Annotated in this window: 16 protein-coding genes and 1 tRNA gene; 8 read left to right on the top strand and 9 right to left on the bottom strand. The window is 70.7% G+C overall.

From position 1 onward, the window contains the following. Positions 1-47 precede the first annotated feature (47 nt). Complete coding sequence (locus OS889_RS02950) at positions 48-767, bottom strand: DUF4396 domain-containing protein (protein ID WP_372387126.1); 720 nt, start codon at positions 765-767, stop codon at positions 48-50. Positions 768-881: 114 nt separating this feature from the next. On the opposite strand from OS889_RS02950, the gene OS889_RS02945 reads away from it, so the two are divergent. Further along, positions 882-2,717 (top strand): SLC13 family permease, encoded by a 1,836-nt coding sequence (locus OS889_RS02945; protein ID WP_372387124.1) that lies wholly within the window; start codon positions 882-884, stop codon positions 2,715-2,717. Positions 2,718-2,744: 27 nt separating this feature from the next. Here the strand turns inward: OS889_RS02945 and OS889_RS02940 are convergent, their stop codons facing one another. The 3 genes from OS889_RS02940 to OS889_RS02930 form a co-directional block, all read right to left on the bottom strand. Next, entirely contained in the window at positions 2,745-3,050 is a 306-nt protein-coding gene (locus tag OS889_RS02940; RefSeq protein ID WP_372387122.1) for a DUF6360 family protein, read from the bottom strand. Positions 3,051-3,175: 125 nt separating this feature from the next. Then, positions 3,176-4,924 (bottom strand): nitrite/sulfite reductase, encoded by a 1,749-nt coding sequence (locus OS889_RS02935; protein ID WP_372387120.1) that lies wholly within the window; start codon positions 4,922-4,924, stop codon positions 3,176-3,178. 98 nt (positions 4,925-5,022) lie between these two features. Continuing rightward, positions 5,023-5,334, bottom strand: a complete 312-nt coding sequence (locus OS889_RS02930; protein WP_372387118.1) for a DUF8134 family protein — start codon at positions 5,332-5,334, stop codon at positions 5,023-5,025. A 218-nt stretch (positions 5,335-5,552) separates the two neighbouring features. Between OS889_RS02930 and OS889_RS02925 the strand changes: the two genes are divergently transcribed. The 3 genes from OS889_RS02925 (at position 5,553) to OS889_RS02915 (ending at position 6,670) form a co-directional block, all read left to right on the top strand. Next, positions 5,553-5,687 carry a hypothetical protein gene (locus OS889_RS02925; protein ID WP_372387116.1) on the top strand — a complete coding sequence of 45 codons (135 nt, stop codon included), beginning with the start codon at positions 5,553-5,555 and terminating at the stop codon, positions 5,685-5,687. Beyond that, on the top strand, positions 5,684-5,830 hold the full coding sequence (locus tag OS889_RS02920) for a DUF8595 family protein (protein ID WP_372387114.1): 147 nt from the start codon (positions 5,684-5,686) through the stop codon (positions 5,828-5,830). Before OS889_RS02925 ends, OS889_RS02920 begins: the two co-directional genes overlap by 4 nt. 153 nt (positions 5,831-5,983) lie before the next feature. Continuing rightward, a complete protein-coding gene (locus OS889_RS02915) occupies positions 5,984-6,670 on the top strand; it encodes a DUF7119 family protein (protein WP_372387113.1) in 687 nt (228 codons plus the stop codon). A 17-nt stretch (positions 6,671-6,687) separates the two neighbouring features. Here OS889_RS02915 and OS889_RS02910 read toward each other — a convergent pair whose 3' ends face one another. After that, a complete protein-coding gene (locus tag OS889_RS02910; RefSeq protein ID WP_372387111.1) occupies positions 6,688-8,916 on the bottom strand; it encodes a PAS domain S-box protein in 2,229 nt (742 codons plus the stop codon). A gap of 196 nt (positions 8,917-9,112) precedes the next feature. Between OS889_RS02910 and OS889_RS02905 the strand changes: the two genes are divergently transcribed. Further along, positions 9,113-9,186 (top strand) — tRNA-Lys (locus OS889_RS02905). A 416-nt stretch (positions 9,187-9,602) separates the two neighbouring features. Here the strand turns inward: OS889_RS02905 and OS889_RS02900 are convergent. Next, positions 9,603-11,027 carry an FAD-dependent oxidoreductase gene (locus OS889_RS02900; protein ID WP_372387109.1) on the bottom strand — a complete coding sequence of 475 codons (1,425 nt, stop codon included), beginning with the start codon at positions 11,025-11,027 and terminating at the stop codon, positions 9,603-9,605. A 131-nt stretch (positions 11,028-11,158) separates the two neighbouring features. On the opposite strand from OS889_RS02900, the gene OS889_RS02895 reads away from it, so the two are divergent. After that, positions 11,159-11,929, top strand: a complete 771-nt coding sequence (locus tag OS889_RS02895; RefSeq protein ID WP_372387108.1) for a carbon-nitrogen family hydrolase — start codon at positions 11,159-11,161, stop codon at positions 11,927-11,929. Positions 11,930-12,135: 206 nt separating this feature from the next. Here OS889_RS02895 and OS889_RS02890 read toward each other — a convergent pair whose 3' ends face one another. Both OS889_RS02890 and OS889_RS02885 read right to left on the bottom strand, forming a co-directional pair. Beyond that, positions 12,136-13,434 carry a dihydroorotase gene (locus OS889_RS02890; protein ID WP_372387106.1) on the bottom strand — a complete coding sequence of 433 codons (1,299 nt, stop codon included), beginning with the start codon at positions 13,432-13,434 and terminating at the stop codon, positions 12,136-12,138. Positions 13,435-13,458: 24 nt separating this feature from the next. After that, positions 13,459-14,223 carry a lipoate--protein ligase family protein gene (locus tag OS889_RS02885; protein ID WP_372387105.1) on the bottom strand — a complete coding sequence of 255 codons (765 nt, stop codon included), beginning with the start codon at positions 14,221-14,223 and terminating at the stop codon, positions 13,459-13,461. A gap of 131 nt (positions 14,224-14,354) precedes the next feature. Between OS889_RS02885 and OS889_RS02880 the strand changes: the two genes are divergently transcribed. Continuing rightward, positions 14,355-15,296, top strand: coding sequence for a DUF8155 domain-containing protein (locus tag OS889_RS02880; RefSeq protein ID WP_372387103.1), 942 nt, complete (start codon positions 14,355-14,357; stop codon positions 15,294-15,296). 15 nt (positions 15,297-15,311) lie between these two features. On the opposite strand, the gene OS889_RS02875 is transcribed toward OS889_RS02880, so the two are convergent. Beyond that, positions 15,312-15,890: a cysteine hydrolase family protein gene (locus OS889_RS02875; RefSeq protein WP_372387101.1), complete on the bottom strand. Its 579-nt coding sequence runs from the start codon at positions 15,888-15,890 to the stop codon at positions 15,312-15,314. 112 nt (positions 15,891-16,002) lie between these two features. Between OS889_RS02875 and OS889_RS02870 the strand changes: the two genes are divergently transcribed. Then, a complete protein-coding gene (locus OS889_RS02870; protein WP_372387100.1) occupies positions 16,003-17,463 on the top strand; it encodes an Hvo_1808 family surface protein in 1,461 nt (486 codons plus the stop codon). The last annotated feature ends 57 nt before the right edge of the window (positions 17,464-17,520 follow it).

Raw genomic sequence — 17,520 nt, 5'->3', positions numbered from 1 at the left:
CGTTTCGAAGGTATAGATGTTGTAGAATTCACTTTCAAAGATTCGTATCAGATCGCGCTCGCGCCGTCCATCGCCGTCGGGTCGCCCATTCCCTCCTTGATGCCGACAGCAATGAGCGCGACATTGATCGGGTAGGCCGCGGCGAACCCGAGCGACAGCGAGAAGATCAGCGCGCCCCAGAACAGCGCGGTGCCGATCGTGGCCTCGCCCGCGAGGAGCACGTCGGTCCCGATGGCGACGACCTCCATCACGGTGATGCTCGGCGTCTCCGTGTAGAGCGCGTCGCGGACGGCGGTCCCGAGGCTCTCGCCGTCCTGGAGGAGCGGGCCGACGGTGAGGGCGTAGCCGAACAGGTACGCGAGCGCGAACGTGCCGAGCGTCGTCGCGAGCGTGCTCTCGATCGTGAGCAGGCCCACGAGGACGACGACGCCGGTGACCTCGCCCGCGCCGCAGCCCGAAAAGCAGTGGGCCGTCGAGCGCGCGCCGCGGCGCCACAGCGAGTCGCGAGCCATCTCCGAGCGGCCGCTCCGCCAGTAGACCGCGAGCCCGAACGGCCCCGCATAGAGGACGACGAGCGTCCAGACGCCCTTCATCAGCGACGGGATCGCGGCGTTTCGCGTCCGCAGGTCCCACAGGAGCGCGCCGAGCGCGAGCGCGACGAGGACCGCCCACGCGGCCAGCACGGTCGGGTCCGAGAGCGCCGGCACGACCGCGGCGCGGAACGGAGCGAGCGCGTCGGCCAGTCCGGCGAGGGGAGCAGCGAGCATTCGCTTCGAGGAGGCCGCCGAGCCCGAAGTGGGTGGCGGTCCCGGACGAGCGCCGCGCGGACGGACGCGGCCGCCACGAAACGTATATCTCCCCGCCGGGTGAGGCGCAGTCGTATGCCGCCGCTCGGGATCCCCGGCGTGGTCGTCGTGTTCGCGCTCGTCGTCGCCGCGCTCGTCGCGTTCGTCACCGAGATCGTCCCGAACGACGTGACCGCGATCGCCGTCGTCGCCGCGCTCGTCGTCTTCGAGCCGTGGACCGGCGTCGGCCCGCGCGCGGCGATCTCGGGCTTCGCCAACCCCGCGACGGTCACGATCATCGCGATGTATATGCTGAGCGCCGGAATCCAGGAGACGGGCGTGATCAGGCGCCTGGGGGTCGAGCTCGCGGCGTTCACCGGCGGCGACGAGTTCCGCGCGCTCGTGGCGACGGTCGGGACGACGAGCCCCATCGCGGGCGTCATCAACAACACGCCGGTGGTCGCCGTGTTCATCCCGATGATCACGGACCTGGCCGAGCGGTCGAACACCAGCCCCTCGAAGCTCCTCTTGCCGCTCTCCTACGCGGCGATCCTCGGCGGGACGCTCACGCTCGTCGGCACCTCGACGAACGTCCTCGCGAGCGACCTCGCCCGCCGGCTCGTCGCGGGTCGAGACGGGATCGGGATGTTCGAGTTCACCAAACTGGGCCTCCCGCTCGTGCTCGTCGGCGGCGCCTACCTCCTGACCGTCGGCCGGCGGCTCACGCCCGCGCGGATCCCCGTCGACAGCGATCCCATCTCGGAGTTCGACCTCGACGACCACCTCGCGCTCGTCCGCGTCCGCCCGGAGTCGACGGCGGTCGGCGCCTCGGTCGAGGCGTTCGACGCCGAGCATCCCGAAATCCGCCTCCTGCAACTCCGCCGGGATGGCGAGGCGTTCGCCGGCCCGCACGCCGACACGCCGATCGAGGCCGGCGACACCATCGTCGTCCACGGGTCGCTCCAGGCAGTGAACCGCTTCCGCGAGGCGGCCGGCGTGAGCCACCTCGTCCGCGAGTCGGTCACCGAGGACACCTTCGAGTCGACGGCGACGGAGGGGCGGCTGGCGCGCGCGATCGTCCCCGAGGGCTCCCGCTACGTCGGCGAGGCCGTCGCCGAGACGGGCTTCCGCGAGTACCACCGGACGACCGTGCTCGCGATTCGCCGGGAGGGGACCCTGACGCGGACCGACCTGGGATCGCAGACGCTCCAGGCCGGCGACCTGCTCTTGCTCCGCACGACTCCGGCGTCGGTCCAGTACTTCCGGGACACCGGCGATCTCGTCGTCGTGGACGAACCGCGCGAGGACCGCGCGGGCGGAGACGACGCGCTCCCGCCGGTCTCGCCGAAGACGCCAGTCGCGGTCGGGATCCTCTTCGCGGTCGTCGCCGTCGCGGCGCTCGATCTCCTCCCGATAGTGATCGCCGCGCTCGCGGGCGTGGTCGCGATGGTCGTCACGGGCTGTCTCACCACCGCCGACGCCTACGACGCGGTCTCCTGGAACGTCGTCTTCCTGCTCGCGGGCGTCATCCCGCTCGGACTGGCGCTCACCGAGACCGGCGGCGCGGCGCTCCTCGCGGAACTCCTCGTCGCGGCCGGCGGCGTGCTCCCCCTGCTCGCCGTGCTGTTCGTGCTCTACCTCGCGGTCGGGGCGCTCGCCAGCGTCATCACTCCCGTCGCAACCGTCGTGCTCGCGATCCCGGTCGCGGTCGACGCGGCCGCGCGGCTCGGCGCGAACGAGTTCTCGTTCCTGCTCGCGGCGGCGTTCGCGGCCGCGACGTCGTTCGCGACGCCCGTGGGCTACCAGACGAATCTGATGGTCTACGGCCCGGGCGGCTACGAGTTCGCGGACTTCCTCCGCGTCGGCGGGCCGTTACAGGTGCTCCTCGCGGTCGTAGGAACGGTGGGGATCGCCGGGATCTGGGGGCTCTGAGAGCGACGGCTCGGAAGAAGACGGGACTTACGCGTCGTCCCCGTCGCCCTCGTCTGCGAGGTTCGCCTCGACCTTGTCGGCGTGGGAATTGAGCGCGTCCGCGATCGTCCGGGCCTGATCCGGCGAGAGCGTCACCTCGTCGGCGTGGGCCGGGACCGACTCCAGCTGGGAGTTGTCCAGTTCCAGTTGGAACTTCACGTGGTCGGGGTCCTCGCGCGGCGAGGTGACGTTCAGCACCGCGACGGCCTCGTCTTCGAAGTCGTGGCCGCGGGCCGCGGCGTCGACGAGGTCGAGCGTCGTGTAGGCGTTGACTTTGAGCAGGCGGTTGGGCATAGGCGCGAAAAGGGGGCCGGGCGGGAAGTGGGTACCGCTCCGGTCGGACGTCGAGGGTGGGGCGTCGGAGTCGAAGCCGAGGCCGGGATCGGGATCGGGATCGGGAGCCGGCTACGCCACCCGGATCAGTCGTCGGCCGGGGCGGGCGGAGCGGCGTCCATCCCGTCCTCCTCGGCGTAGGGGTACCACGTCATCTTCGTGTTGTGCATCATCGGGTCCTCGTAGTCCGTCTCCTCGGGCTCGACGAGCTCGTCGAGTTCCTCGTCGTCGTGGCGGGCGACGAACGCGCGGAAGGACTCGCCCTCCTCGCGCTCGTCGGCGAACGACTCGATGAGGTTCGCGAGCGCGCCGGGGACCTCGTCGACGGGGACGCGCTGGGTGACCCAGCGTGCGAACTGCGGCTCGTCGCCGAGGCCGCCGCCGAGGCCGACGTCGAGCGCCTCGACCGCCTCGCCGTCCTTCCGCGTCTTCATCCCGCGGAGGCTAACGTCGGCGATCTGCGGCTGGGCGCAGGAGGCGGTACAGCCCGAGAGGTGGATGTGGAACTCGTCGACGTCCTCGGGGAGGTCGACGTTCTCCTTCAGCCAGCGCGCGTAGCGCACTTGTCGATTTTTGGTCTCGACGATCGAGAGCGAACAGAACTCGGTGCCGGTACACGCGATCGAGCCGCGCATGAACGGCGAGGGGTCCGGCGAGTAGTGCTCCAGCAGGTCCTCTTCGAGGAACGCGTCGAGGTTCTCCTCGGGGACGTCGGTGACGATGACGTTCTGCCGCTGGGAGAGGCGGACCTCGCCGGAGCCGTACTCCTCGGCGAGGTCGGCGAGTTCGAGGACGTCCTCGGCGCCCATCCGACCGACGAGGACGTTCAGGCCGACGAAGTACTTGCCGTCCTTCTGCTCGTGGACGCCGACGAGGTCGTTGCGCTCGCCCTCGCCGGTGTTGTAGGTGTACTCCTCGCGGACGTCGCGGCCGGCGGTGTGGAGCTCGAAGTCGACGTACTCCTCCTGGAGCGTCTCGCGGACCTTCTCGGGGCCCCACTCGTCGACGAGGAACTTGATGCGGGCGTTGTAGCGGTCCTCGCGGTCGCCGTTGTCGCGGAAGAGCGCCGAGAGGCCGCCGGCGACGTCCGAGACGTTCTCGGGGCGGACCCACACGTCGATGTCGCGGGCGAAGCGCGGCTCGTTGCGCGCGAGGCCGCCGCCGACGCGGACGTTGAAGCCGACGACGTCCTCGCCGTCGATCTCCTTGTAGGCGGGCTCGAAGGCGAGGTCGTTGATGTCGCCCTGGCCGGAGCCGTCGGCCGAGCCCGTCACCGAGACCTTCCACTTCCGCGGGAGGTTCGAGTGGTCGTCGTTGCCCTTGAACGTCTCGTTGAGCTCGCGGATGACGGGCCAGGCGTCGATGACCTCCTGGCCGTCCTTGCCGGCGACGGGGTTGCCGACGATGTTCCGCCAGGAGTCGCCACACGCCTGCTGGGTCGAGAGACCGTTCGCTTCGAGCTTCTCGAAGATCTCGGGGACGTCGGAGAGTTCGATCCAGTGGAGCTGGATCGACTGCCGCGTCGTCCAGTCGGCGTAGGCGTCGCCGAAGATCGGGTTCGTGCCCGGGCCTCTCGCGTATTCGTCGGCGATCTCGCCGACGACCTTCAGTTGGCCCGGTTCGAGCACGCCGTTCGGCGTCCCGATCCGCATCATGAAGTAGCCTTCCTGGCCGTTCCGCTGGTGGTACAGACCCCACCACTTGAAGCGCTCGAACCACGCGTCGCGCTCGTCGTCCGGGATGGCGTCGAAGCCCTCCTCGGCGAACCTGAACAGGTGCTCTCGTATCTCGTTACCGTAGACTTCGGATTTCCATTTCTCGACGTCCGATGGCATCGTTATCGGTTACAACACACCCACCTTCAAAGCATACTCCTTTTCGTCAACCCTTCCCGCTGCTCCCGCTCTGCGGAGAATGTTGCCGGTATCGTCGGTCACGCGTCCGGACGGGCGCGCAGGACGCTCTCCCGGTCCAGATCGACGTATTCGCCGTCGACGATCCGGCCCACGGGGATCCAGCCGGTCGTGGATTTGGTGCCGCAGGCGATGCACTGGCCGTAGACGCGGACCTCGACGGTGGAGCCGTCGACGCCGATCTCCTGGAAGTTCTCGACGACCAGGTCCGCGAGGTCGCAATCGCAGAAATCGTCGCTCCGAAGGCGCCAGAGTTCGCTCACGCTCACCCGCCGGCTGTCGTCGACGGAGAGCCAGGCCCCGTCGTCGAGGATGCGAAGTCGAGTGGTCACACCCCCGCTATGTGCTCTATGACCCCGACTCTGACGGCGGTCACAAAGGGCGACGCTGTCGCCGACGGTGGAGAGGATGCCCTATCGTGACGCAGTGGTGCGGTTTTCGCCGTTCTGACGTGTCATAGGTTCCGGAACGAATTTCTGGTATCCGGGAGTGGGGGTGCGATTTACACCGGAAGCGCCCCTTATGTGGGTCGGCTCCATATGGGAATTCGATGAGTGAGTCAGTCCAGATCGATGACCGAACGCCGACCACCGACGCCGGCGGGGCGCGACAGCACGCCCCCGCGGACGTCGCTCCGGAACTCTATGATGCGGTGACACTGACTACTGCGAGGTACCAGCGATGAGCCCGACGATGGAATTCGACGAGACAGACGCGGACGAGACCGACGCCGAAGCCGAACCGGAGCACAGCCATCTCGACGACCTCTCGGACGGCGCCGGGTGTACCGAAATCTGGGAGCACCTCTCCGAAGGCCGCGAGGAGTAATCCCCCGAACGCGCTCGGCGGAGACGTCCCCGAGGCGCACGCGACCCGGCCGGCTCGTCTCCGACGGGGCGAGGGTTTCTGCGGCGTGATCGCCGCGCCGGGCGCACGACGGGAAGAGCCTTTTAGTGCCGGACTCGCTACGTAGGACAGACGATGCCCGACGACGCCCCCGGACGCCCGCCAGCCGACCGCGAAGAGCCCATCGGCCAGCCGGTCGTCCGCGCGGACCCCGCCGTCACCGGCGAGCGCGCCGAGGAGGCGGTCGGCTTCGACCCCGACGACCCCGAAAGCGTCGCTGAGGCCGCCGAGACGGTTCGCGCCTTCTCGGAGAACACCGTCGGCGCCGCCGACAACGTGTATATGCTCCGCGGCGCGGCCGCGTGCGCGGCGCTCGTGCGGGGCGTCGGCTCCTACAAGGAGGCGGTCGAGCGCGCCGGCGGCGACGTCTCCGTCTCGTTCGTCCGCAAGTGGGCGCGCGTCCACGACCTCCCGCAGGCGATCCGCCGGCACGTCGCCCGCGGCGACATCGCCCCGACGGCCGCCAAGCACATCGCGCGCGTCTCCGGCGTCGATCGCTTCGACCTGGCGTGGGCCGTCGTCGACGCCGACCTCACGGTCCGCGAGGTCCGCCGGATCGCCAGCGAGGTCGACGGGACCACGAGCGCCGCCGACGCGCTCGCAGAGCGGGGGATCGAACTCGGCCGGGTCGAGCTGTCGCTCCCCCTGGAGATCTACCGCGAGCTCCGCCGCCGGGCCTCGATCGAGAACCGCGAGCCGGGCGAGCTGGTCGGCGAGGCCCTGGAGGCCTACTTCGCCGAGGAATCGGTCTCGCCCGAGTGAGCCGCCCGCCGGCGCGGTCAGCTCGCCGCGTCGACGTTGGCGTCGGCGTCAGTGCCGTCCGCCGAGTCGCGGGCGTCCTCGTTCGGCTCCTCGTTCGGCTGCGGAACGAGCGACAGCGAGACGCTCGCCCCGATCGCGTCCGCATCGAGCAGGGAGCCGACGTCGCGGGCGCCGAACCGGAGCGTCCCGCCGGAGCGCTGGACGACGTGGTAGACGAACTGGAGGCCCAGCCCGGAGCCGTGGAACAGCGGCGTGATGTCCCCGGGGCTGTGGGCGGCCTGTTGTTCCATCTCGGGGATCCCGGGCCCCGTGTCGGCGACGGTCACGACGACGCGTCCGTCCGCGCGTTCGACTCTGACGGCGACGTCGGCGTCCGGCTCGGTGTGGACCACGGCGTTCCGCAGGAGTTCGGCGAGGGCATCGCGGAGTTCGGGGATCGTACAGACCTCGAACGGCTCCGCGCAGTCGAGCGCGATCTCCCGGTCCGGATGGGCCGCGCGGAGCTCCCCGACAACCTCCGTGATGATCGGCCGGAGGGCGAGCCGCTGCCGCTCGGACTCGTCTGTGAGGAGGTCGACGATCCGGCGCTCCTTGTCCGCGAGTTCGACCAGGGCGTCGCCCGTCTCCCGGATCTTCCGCGCGGACTCGCAGATTCGGCCCTCGGTCCGCTCTTCGAGCAGTTCCGCGTGGCCGAGGACGAGGTTCATCTTGTTGTAGAGGTTGTGTCGGAGGATGCGATCGAGCACCCGGAGCTGGTGCTCGCGTTCGGCCCGCTCCGTGACGTCCCGGCAGATAGCGACCGTCCCGTCGACGTTGCCGTCGCCGTCGTAGTGCGGGTACCGCGTCGTGATGACCGACCGGGTGCCCTTCGTCGGGAACGTCGGCGTGACCTCGTAGGTGATCGTCGACTCGGAGTCGAGCACGGCCCCCTTCTCCCGTTGGATCCGCCGGGCGGTGACGTCGTCCATAAACGCGAACTCGTCGGCGTCGATCAGTTCCGCCTTCGAGCGGTCGGCGTACTCCGCCACGGCGTCGTTGAGGACGCGGAACGTGCCGTCGCGGTTCTGGAGCATAATCGGGTCGTCGAGGCGGTTGACGATCTCCTCGAACGTCTCGAGCCGCTCGCGGGTTCGGACCTGTTCTGTGACGTCGGTCTGGATCGCGACGAACCCCTCGATGGTCCCGTCGACGCCGGTGATCGGCGCGATCGTCTCGGAGGCGTGGTAGTGCTCGCCGGACTTGCGCGCGTTCACGATCGGCTCCGACCAGACCTCGCCCGAGAGGATCGTGCTCCAGAGGTCCGAGTAGTAGGTCCGGTCCATCTGCCCCGATTTGAGGATCGAGGGGTCGCGGCCGATCGCCTCCTCGGAGCGGTAGCCCGTCACCTCCTCGAAGGCGGGGTTGACGTACTCGATCTCGCCGCTCCTGTCGGTGATGAAGATGGCGTGTCCGGCCGCCTCGATGGCCCGCTTGAACCGCCGGACGGTGTTCTCGCGCTTTTCGCGCTCCGTGACGTCCTGGAACGCGCCGCGGACGGCCACGACCGAGCCGTCCTCGACGACGGGCGCCGCCTTCGATCTGACCCACCGGAGTTCGCCGTCGGCCCGCCGGAGTCGGTAGGTGGCGTCGAACGGTTCGCCCGAGACCGCGCGCTCGATGTCGGCGCGGACGGCGTCGCGGTCGTCCGGGTGGTAGAACGAGACCGCCCGCTCGGGTGTCGGCTCGAAGGACTCGGGAACGCCGTGCAGGCGGTAGGTCTCCGCGGTCCAGGTGACCGTCTCCGCGTCGGGATCGTACGCCCAGCCGCCGACCCCGGCGAGAGCGGTCGCTTCTTCGATGAGGCCGGTAGCGTCAGCGGCAGACGCCTCGTCCGCGGCGTCGGGGTCGCCGCCGCGCTCCCGCACGGAGACGAACGCGTCGATCGCATCGGCGAGCAGGTCGGCGCCGTCGGTGTCGATCGACGCCGGGAGGTAGCGGACGCCCGCCGCGCCAGCCGCACGGCGGGCCAGGTCGTCGTCGGGGGTCCGGGGATAGAGGACGACATCGGGTCCGCCGCGCGTTACGTCGCCCTCGACTGACGCGGGAGCCGTGCGGGCGACGATGCAGTCGGCCGAGCGGTGCTGGGTCGAATCCGGTCCGACGACGCGGACCGCGGGGGTCCGGTCCGCGACGGCCGACCGCACCGTCGCGAGAAGCGCGTCGTCGCCGTCGACGAGGACAGTCGGGGAGAAAGCGCCCGCGGTCATCGACACCTCTGGGCGGGGCCGGTGCCCCGCGGCTGCGTTCCGGATCCGCCCGCCGCACGAGTCCAATGAATCACGCCGTACCCAGAACGTTCTGTGGGGGGACGAATATATGTTCTTCTCGCGGGTAGACGGCCGGATCGCCCGACGCCGTGCGAGAGCAAACGCTTATCACGGCCCGTCAGTTACCCCACCCTGCGGGCCGGTAGCTCAGTTCGGCAGAGCGTCTGGCTTTTAACCAGACGGTCGGGGGTTCAAGTCCCTCCCGGCCCGTCGAGTCGGCTCCGAACGAAGTGAGGAGCGACGCGAGTATCCGGAGGAATTGAACCGGACCGGGCGAGCACAGCGGAGCGAGCACGTCCGGGCTTGGTTCAAGTCCCTCCCGGCCCGTGAGAACCCGGCGAGCGGAGCGAGCCGTGGTTCGAGTTCGTCGGGAGACGTGAACTAGGGAGCGTCGCGAGCGGAGCGAGCAGCGACCGTAGTTCAAGTCCCTCCCGGCCCGTCGAGTCGGCTCCAAACGACGTGAGGAGCGGTGCGAGTATCCGGACGGCCCTTTCCAGTCCCGCCCGACCGCCACGTCCTCCCCAGCCGATTCCTCGCTCGCGGCGCTCGCTCGTCATCCCTCGCGTGCGTGTGCCGCGCGACGGAGCGCGCGACAGCACGCGCCCGAGCAGGAAGGTGAGGGGGCGTCAGAGGTTCCCGTTCAGCACCTTCGCGGCGACGAGCACGGGATCCCAGACGGGACTGAACGGCGGCGCGTAACCGAGGTCCTGGCGTTCGAGTTCCGCGACGGTCAGTTCCGCGCCGAGCGCCGTCGCGACGGTGTCGATGCGGACGGCCGCGCGATCGGTGCCGGCGATGCTGCCGCCGAGCAAGCGACCGGAGTCGCGGTCGGCGACGAGCGTGACGGTCGTCTCCGCGGCGCCGGGGTAGTAGCCCGAGCGCGACCCGGCGGTGATCGTCTCCGAGACGGGATCGAAGCCGGCCTCGCGGGCGCGGTCCGGATCCAAAATCCCGGTCCGGCCGCACTCCAGGTCGAAGGCCTTCACCATCGCCGTGTCGGCGACGGCGCCGACCGGCGTGGGGTCGCCGCCGACCGTGGCGCCGATGGCTCGGCCGGCGCGGTTCGCGGGAAGGCCGAGCGGATCCCAGGTCGGCGCGTCGGTGACGGCGTGAGGCATCTCGGCGACGTCACCCGCGGCGTAGACGTCCTCAACCGACGTCCGACCGTAGGCGTCGGTGGCGATCGCGCCCGACTCCCCGCGTTCGATCGGCGTACCCTCGATCAGTTCGGTATTGGGCCGGATGCCGATGCCGACGAGCGCGGCGTCGACGTCGAGTTCCGAGCCGGTATCACAGACCACCGACTCGACCGCGTCGTCGCCGCGGAGCCGGACGACCTCCTCGCCGAAGTGGGTCGTGACGTCCGCGTCCCGGAGCGCCTCCGCGACCGCGTCGCCGACGGCGTCGCCGAAGCCCGGAACGGGTCGCTCGGAGCGCTGGAAGACGTGGACGTCGAGGTCCCAGGCGTCGAACGCCTCGGCCATCTCGACGCCGACGTAGCCCGCGCCGACGACCGCGACCGTCTCGGGGGGAGCCAGCTCGCCGTAGCGCTCGATCGCCGACGCGTCGAGGGCGTCGCCGCCGCCGAGGTCCGCGATATCGAACTCCTCGGGCGGCGTCAGGAAGGCTCGGATCGCCGCCGCGTCGTCGAGGCCGTGGAGCGTGAAGACGCCGTCGAGCGCCGCGCCCTCGATCGGATCGTCGACCGCGCGGGCCCCGGTAGCGACGAGGAGGTCGCCGTAGGCCTGCTCGAAGGTCTCCGAACCGGATTCGACCGTGACGGTCCGCGCGTCGGTGTCGATCGCGACGACCTCGTGGCCGCGCCGGAGGTCGATGCCGCGCTCGTCGGCCTCCTCGGGCGACAGAGAGAGGAGGTCTTCGAGGCGGTCGACCTCGCCCTTCACGAAGTAGGGGGTGCCGCAGTGGGCGTAGGAGATCCACCGACCCTTCTCGAAGACGACGACGTCGCGCTCGGGGTCCTCGCGCAGGCACTTGCTCGCGGCCGAGAGACCGGCGGCGTCGCCGCCGATCACGACGAAGGGGTCCGTCATACCGCCACCTGCGCCGGCCGACGGTAGATAGCTTTCGCCGGTCGGTTCGACTCGCGCACGGCCGAGCGGGCGACCGGTCGCGCGTGTCGCCCGCCGTCCGCTTTTACACGCCCGGGGCTCGAAGGTCGAATATGCACGTCGCGGCCGTCCAGCTCCCGGCGCGGAACGATCCCGAGGGGAACCGAGCCCGGGCCACGGCGCGGATCCGTGACGCCGCCGAACGCGGCGCGGACTTCGTAGTCCTCCCGGAGATGTGGCCGGTGGGCTACTTCGCCTTCGACGCCTACGACGACGCGGCCGAGCCGGTTCCGGGGCCCACCACCGAGCGCCTCGCCGACCTCGCGGACGAGTGCTCGATCCACCTCCACGGCGGGAGCATCGTCGAGCGCGAAGGCGACGACCTGTACAACACCTCGGTGCTGTTCGGTCCCGGCGGTGATCTCCTCGCGACCTATCGCAAGATGCACCTCTTCGGCTACGAGTCCGAGGAAGCGCGTCGGCTCACGCCCGGCGAGGAGGCCTGCGCCGTCGACACCGACCTCGGCACGCTCGGGCTGACGACCTGCTACGATCTCCGGTTTCCGGCGCTCTACCGGTCGCTCGTCGACGAAGGCGTCGAAACCCTCCTCGTCACGTCGGCGTGGCCGAGCGAGCGGCGCGATCACTGGCACCTCTTCGCCCGGACGCGCGCGGTGGAGAATCAGTCGCTCCTCGTCGCGGCGAACCTCGCCGGATCGGTCCGGGACGTCGACCTCGCGGGCGAGAGCGTCGTCGTCGATCCCTGGGGCGTCGAGCGCGCCAACGCCGGCCGCGAACCCGGAGCGGCGCACGCGACGATCGATCGCGACGAGATTCAGGAGGTACGGGAGTCGTTCCCCGCGCTCGACGACCGGCGGCTGTGAGTCGCGGCCGGCGGTCCGCGGCGCGAGCGTTTACATACGATACCGAGGCCAGGCCGTCCGTGAACTGAGAACGGCCCCGCGTCGGTCAGCGGTTGTCCGACACGTCGGCGCGGGTCGGTCGCGGGTGTCGGCTGTTCGCCAAAACGCCAGTGAACGGCCACAGAGTCCGATCTCCAGCCGAACCGCAGGGGTCGGACGCGAGGACGCTACCGCCGGACGTTCTCGCCGATCGGCTCGTCGGTGACGGAGTCGCCGTCGAAGACCACGCGACCGCGGACCATCGTGAGGTCCGGGAAGACGCCCGTCCGGCCCTCGAACGGCGTCCACCCGCACTTCGAGTGGAGGTCGTCGCCGCGGATCTCGCGGGCGTTCTCGGGGTCGACGAGGACGAGGTCAGCGTCGCATCCCTCGCGGACCCGACCCTTGTTCGGGAGGTCGAAGGCGTCGGCGACGTTCGCGGCGGTGACGTCGCGGACGCGCTCGTAGGAGATCTCGTCCCGCCGCGCGCGTTCGAGGAGCAGCGGCAGCATCGTCTCGACGCCGGGGACGCCGCTCGGCGCGTCCCACAGGCCGGCTTCCTTCTCCTCGACGGTGTGCGGCGCGTGGTCGGTCGCGACGATGTCGACGTCGCCGTCGACGAGGCGGTCCCAGAGCCCGGCGCGCCGCTCCTCGCCGCGGAGTGGCGGGTTCATCCGGCCGTAGGTGCCCAGTTCGGTCGCGTCCTCGCGCGAGAGGAAGAGGTGGTGCGGCGTCACCTCGCACGTCGCGCCGCCCGCGACCGCGGCGTCGACGCCCTCGGGCGTGCTCGTGTGGGCGATGTGGATCTCGCCGCCCGTCTCGGCGCCGACCTCGACCGCGCGCTCGACAGCGGCCGCCTCGGCCTCCGGAGATCTGAACTGACTCCAGACGTCGGCGTCGGCGTCGCGGCCGACTCCGCCCGCGTCGCGGTCGCGGGCGGAGTCGTCGAACAGATCCGCGTCCTCGGCGTGGACAGTGACGACCACGTCGCGGGCGGCCGCGCGCTCGACCGCGTCGGCGAAGCGGTCGGCCTCGATGCCCATATCGCCCGTCGAGTCCGCCAGGAAGACCTCGCCGAGCGCGAACAGCGGGCGGTCGAACAGCGATTCGGGGTCCCAGTCGGGCGTGACGCCGCCGTTGATTCCGTAGTCGACGACCGAGGCCTCAGCGAGCGACGCCTTCTCGTCGAACGCCGCGCCGGAGACGGTCGGCGGCGTCGTGTTCGGCTGGTCGACGACGGTCGTCACGCCGCCGGCGGCCGCGCTCTGCGAGCCGGTCGTCCAGGTCTCTTTGTGGCCGTGGCCCGGCTCGCGGAAGTGGACGTGGGCGTCGATGGCGCCCGGCAGGAGCAGTCGGCCGTCGGCGTCGACGACGCGGTCCGCGTCGGCGTCGATCGACGCGGCCACCTCGGCGATCCGACCCGATTCGGTGCGGACGTCGCGGACCCGCCCGTCGGCGAGCCGCGCGTCGCGAAAGAGCGTCGACATACGCGGGCGTCAGCCGCAGGCGACCTAAGCCCGGCGGTTCGGCTCGTCGAGGTCGCGACTGGTCGAACCGTCCCGTACCGAGTCGACGTCGACTGATTCGCGCGCGAGCGAGCCGCAGAACGCGTCGACGAGCGCGTCGATGACGGTCCCAGAGGCGGCCGGGCCGCCGCTTCGCGCCACGCTCCCCACCGAGTCGGGATCGAACGGGACGTCGAGCGCGTCGTACACCTCTGCGAGAACGGCGGCGATCTCCGCGTGGCTATCGGCGACGACGACGCCGGAGACGCGCGCCGCGTCGCGACCGATCCGCTGTGCGAGGCCGGCGATCTTCCCGTGGCCCTGCACGGAGTAGTCGCCCGGGCAGAACGACGCCTCGGGCTCGCCGCGCCGCGCGGGCACGCCGATCGTCCGCAGGGAGCGCACGACCGCCGCCGTCGCGGCCTCGTAGCGGTCTTCGAGTCCCTGCCGGGGATCCTCGGCGGGAATCACGGCCGCGAAGGCGACCGTCGTCCCGGTGTAGGCGACGGCCCGGCCGCCGACCGACCGCTCGATCGGCGGGTAGCCGCGGCGTTCGGCAACCTCGCGAGCGCGTTCGTAGCCGTCCGAGCGCGCGTCCCGACGGCCGAACGCGAGCTGTCGGTGCGGCGTCCAGACCCGCAGCGCCGGCGCGTCGCTGTCGGCGGCGCGGGCGACCACATCGTCGAGGACCGACCGATCGGCGTCGAGCGTGGGCGCGCAGCCGCGGACGACGCGGACTCGATCGGCGTCGGGTCGGACGCGTTCGATCACGTTCGGACCACGTGCCGACGAGCCTAAGCGCTCTCGGTCCGCCGGTCCGGTATGGTCGGTGAGTCCCGGTGACGAGAAGTGCGCGCCGAGATGGCGGTGGGGGCGAGGACGCATCGGCGAGCGACGCGTCCGTGTCACTCCCGGCGTCGACGCTCCGTCGCTATCGCCGCTTCTCGCTGTACAATTCGCCGTACCCGGCGCACGACTCGGGGTGTGCGATCGACCTCTATCCTGAGGGAAACGACGCCCGCTCGCCGGTCGCGGGCGAGGTCGTCGAGACGCGGACCGTCCGCGCGCCGCCGAAGTCCTACGCCGCCGACGAGGAGTTCCTGATCCTCGTCGCGGTCGACAGCGAGGAGAGCGGGCTCGGTTTCGGAACCGGAGGCGACGACCGATCCGCGGACGGGCTGGTGGCCCGGATCCTCCACGTCCGCCCGACGGTCGAGGCCGGCGACCGCGTCGCCGTCGGCGACTCGCTCGGGCCGATGATCCGCTCGGGCTTCTTCGCGCCGTGGGTCGGAAACCACGTCCACCTCGGATTCCGGCGGAGTGACCAGAACCTCCACCGCGCCGGCGGGTCGCTGCCGATCGACGTCGCCGCCGACGTCGAGCCGCTGTCGTGGGATGGCACCGGCCGGGTGACCGAAGTCGGCGAGACGTACGCCCTCCTCGACGCGCCGGCCCATCCCGCGCCGGGCGAGCGGTTCGTCGGGATCGGCGGGGTTGCGAACGCGGGAGCCGGAAAGGAGGAAGTCGCCCTCGACGGCGGCTTCGCCCACTACGCCGGCGGCGGGGCGCTCGGAAGCGGCCCACTCGGCGATGGTGAGAGCAGAGGCGCCGACGGTGCGGTGTCGTTCCTCGGTCACTCGGTCGGTGACTGCGTGGGCCGCACGGTCGCCTGGCGCGACGTCGACGTCCTCGCGAACGGCGAGCGCATCACCGGGCTGTCGCTGTTCGCCGGGATCGACCCGGAGTTCGGCGCGAAGCTCGTCTGTCCGGACCGGACGTTCGCGGTCGGCGAGCGGGTCCGCGTGTCGATCCGCGACAGCGACGATCCGATCCGACTGGGGTGAGACGGCGGCGCCGCGCTACTCCTCGAATGTGACTTCCTCGCGCGCTGTGACCTCGCCGAACAGCCAGTCGGCGTGGTCGAGTGCGTACTCGCGGTGGTCGGCTTCGATCGCGCCGATCGCGTCCTCGACGAGGACTGGCCGGTAGTCCCGGAGGCCCGCGCTCCCGGCGGTGTGGAGCACGCAGACGTTCGCGAGCGTCCCGCAGAACACGAGGTCGTCGATCCCGCGGGCCGAGAGCCACCCGTCGAGTTCGGTCTGGTGGAAGGCGTCGTAGGTGTGCTTCTCGACGACGTGGTCGGACTCGCGCACGTCGAGGTCGTCGACGAGCTCGGCGTCCCACGACCCTTCGAGGACGTGTTCGCCCCACTGCTCGAACTCGTCGTAGTAGTGCGCGTCCGCGAACTGCTCGGGCGGGTGGACGTCGCGCGTGTAGACGACCTGCGCGCCCGCGTCGCGGGCGTCCGCGACGAGCGCGGCGACGTCGTCGACGACCGCCTCGCTCCCGGGCGCGTAGAGGCTCCCCTCGGGGTGGCAGAAGCCGTTCTGCATATCCACGACGACCAGGGCCGTGCGTTCGGCGTCGAACGTAGGCATCGGTGTTCGAACGTCGCCGACACAGCGGCAAATGCGTTCTCCCACAGCGGTCGACGGACGCCGGCGACGCCCGGCAGAAAGGCACTTCCCCGCGTGGACCCATTCCCCGCCAATGAGGCGGAGACGCGGTCTCGTCGTTCCGGCGGTCGCCCTGTTGCTCGTGCTCGCCGGCTGCGCCGCGCCGGCGATGGAGTCCGATCCGGCGGGCGGCCCCGGCGGTGAGGTCGGCGTCCCGAACGACGACTTCGACGACCCGGCCGGCGACCCGCTCGGCTGGGAGGACGGCTACTGGCACAACGAGTCGATCGACGTCGACCAGTCCGACGGGCTCTCGGACGACGAACTCCGGGCGTACGTCGGCCGGGCGATGGCCCGCGTCGAGTACCTCCGCGGGCGCGAGTTCGAGCAACGCGTCCCGGTGTCTGTCATCTCCAGGGCGGAGTACCGCAACCGCTCGTCCGGCGGCGACTCGTCTGCGGGGCCGAGCGAGTACAGCCAGTGGAACGACCAGATCTGGGAGGCGCTGTTCGTCGTCGGCGAGTCCCAGGGGAGCGGATCGGCGATCAGCAGCACCCGGAGCGCGGCCGTCGCCGGCTTCTACTCGCCCACGGACGACGAGATCAAGGTGATCACCGGAACGCCCGAGTCGCCGACGATCAGCAACACGACCCTGATCCACGAGCTCGTCCACGCGCTCCAGGACCAGCACTACGACCTCACCAAGTCGAAGTACGGGGGCGAGACCCAGGACGCCCAGCTCGCGACCGACGGGCTCGTCGAGGGCGACGCGAGCTACATCGAACAGCGGTACGTCGAGCGGTGCGGCGGCGCGTGGGAGTGCGTCCCGACGCCCGCCCCCAGCGGCGGCAGCGGGGGCGGCGGAGGCGCCGGCCCGTCGAACCTCGGCATCTTCCTGACGATCTTCCAGCCCTACTCCGACGGCCCGGTCTACGTCCACGACCTCGTCAGCACCGAGGGCTGGGGCGCCGTCGAGGAGCGCTTCCGCGAGCCGCCGGTCTCCTCCGAGCAGATCATCCACCGCACTTCGGAGACGCCGACGCCGATCACCTACCGCGACCGCGCGCGGAACGGCTGGGAGACGTTCCCCGAGCAGGGCGAAGACGGCTCCGACACCGTCGGCGAGGCGTCGATGTACGTGATGTTCTGGTACCAGGCCCGGACCGCCGACGCCGAGACGATCGACACGCGGACGCTCGGGAACGCCGACGGCCCCTACGACACCTACAACTACGACGCCGAGCCGTCGGCGGGGTGGGCCAACGACCGGCTGTTCCCCTACCAGAAGGAAGTCGGCGACGGCGAGGAGTTCGGCTACGTCTGGGTGACCGAGTGGGACACAGCGCAGGACGCCAGAGAGTTCCGGCGGGCGTACCAGGCCATCCTCGACGCCCACGACGCCGAACAGCGCGCCGAGAACACGTACGTCGTCCCCGAGGGCAGTTACGCGGACGCCTTCCGCGTGACGCGGTCGGGCACGCGCGTGACGATCGTCAACGGCCCGACGGTGTCGGACCTCGACGACATCCGGCCCCAGTCGTCTCAGTCGTCGTAGCAGCGGCGGCCGAGCGTCCGCGTCGTTGAAGAGGAATCCCCTTCGGATTCGGCGGAC

Origin of the sequence: Halobellus sp. MBLA0158, from assembly GCF_041477585.1 — an archaeon.
GTDB lineage: Archaea > Halobacteriota > Halobacteria > Halobacteriales > Haloferacaceae > Haloquadratum > Haloquadratum rubicundus.
Note: the sequence above shows the minus strand (reverse complement) of the source record. Positions and strands in the feature narration are given on the sequence as shown.

What these genes read in the sequence shown, in the direction of transcription:
- OS889_RS02920 (WP_372387114.1), top strand. Translation starts at nt 5,684, where the DNA reads ATGAGCCCGACGATGGAATTCGACGAGACAGACGCGGACGAGACCGAC.
- OS889_RS02870 (WP_372387100.1), top strand. Translation starts at nt 16,003, where the DNA reads ATGAGGCGGAGACGCGGTCTCGTCGTTCCGGCGGTCGCCCTGTTGCTC.
- OS889_RS02945 (WP_372387124.1), top strand. Translation starts at nt 882, where the DNA reads ATGCCGCCGCTCGGGATCCCCGGCGTGGTCGTCGTGTTCGCGCTCGTC.
- OS889_RS02910 (WP_372387111.1), bottom strand. Translation starts at nt 8,916, where the DNA reads ATGACCGCGGGCGCTTTCTCCCCGACTGTCCTCGTCGACGGCGACGAC.
- OS889_RS02895 (WP_372387108.1), top strand. Translation starts at nt 11,159, where the DNA reads ATGCACGTCGCGGCCGTCCAGCTCCCGGCGCGGAACGATCCCGAGGGG.
- OS889_RS02925 (WP_372387116.1), top strand. Translation starts at nt 5,553, where the DNA reads ATGAGTGAGTCAGTCCAGATCGATGACCGAACGCCGACCACCGACGCC.
- OS889_RS02950 (WP_372387126.1), bottom strand. Translation starts at nt 767, where the DNA reads ATGCTCGCTGCTCCCCTCGCCGGACTGGCCGACGCGCTCGCTCCGTTC.
- OS889_RS02890 (WP_372387106.1), bottom strand. Translation starts at nt 13,434, where the DNA reads ATGTCGACGCTCTTTCGCGACGCGCGGCTCGCCGACGGGCGGGTCCGC.
- OS889_RS02935 (WP_372387120.1), bottom strand. Translation starts at nt 4,924, where the DNA reads ATGCCATCGGACGTCGAGAAATGGAAATCCGAAGTCTACGGTAACGAG.
- OS889_RS02875 (WP_372387101.1), bottom strand. Translation starts at nt 15,890, where the DNA reads ATGCCTACGTTCGACGCCGAACGCACGGCCCTGGTCGTCGTGGATATG.
- OS889_RS02940 (WP_372387122.1), bottom strand. Translation starts at nt 3,050, where the DNA reads ATGCCCAACCGCCTGCTCAAAGTCAACGCCTACACGACGCTCGACCTC.
- OS889_RS02915 (WP_372387113.1), top strand. Translation starts at nt 5,984, where the DNA reads ATGCCCGACGACGCCCCCGGACGCCCGCCAGCCGACCGCGAAGAGCCC.
- OS889_RS02900 (WP_372387109.1), bottom strand. Translation starts at nt 11,027, where the DNA reads ATGACGGACCCCTTCGTCGTGATCGGCGGCGACGCCGCCGGTCTCTCG.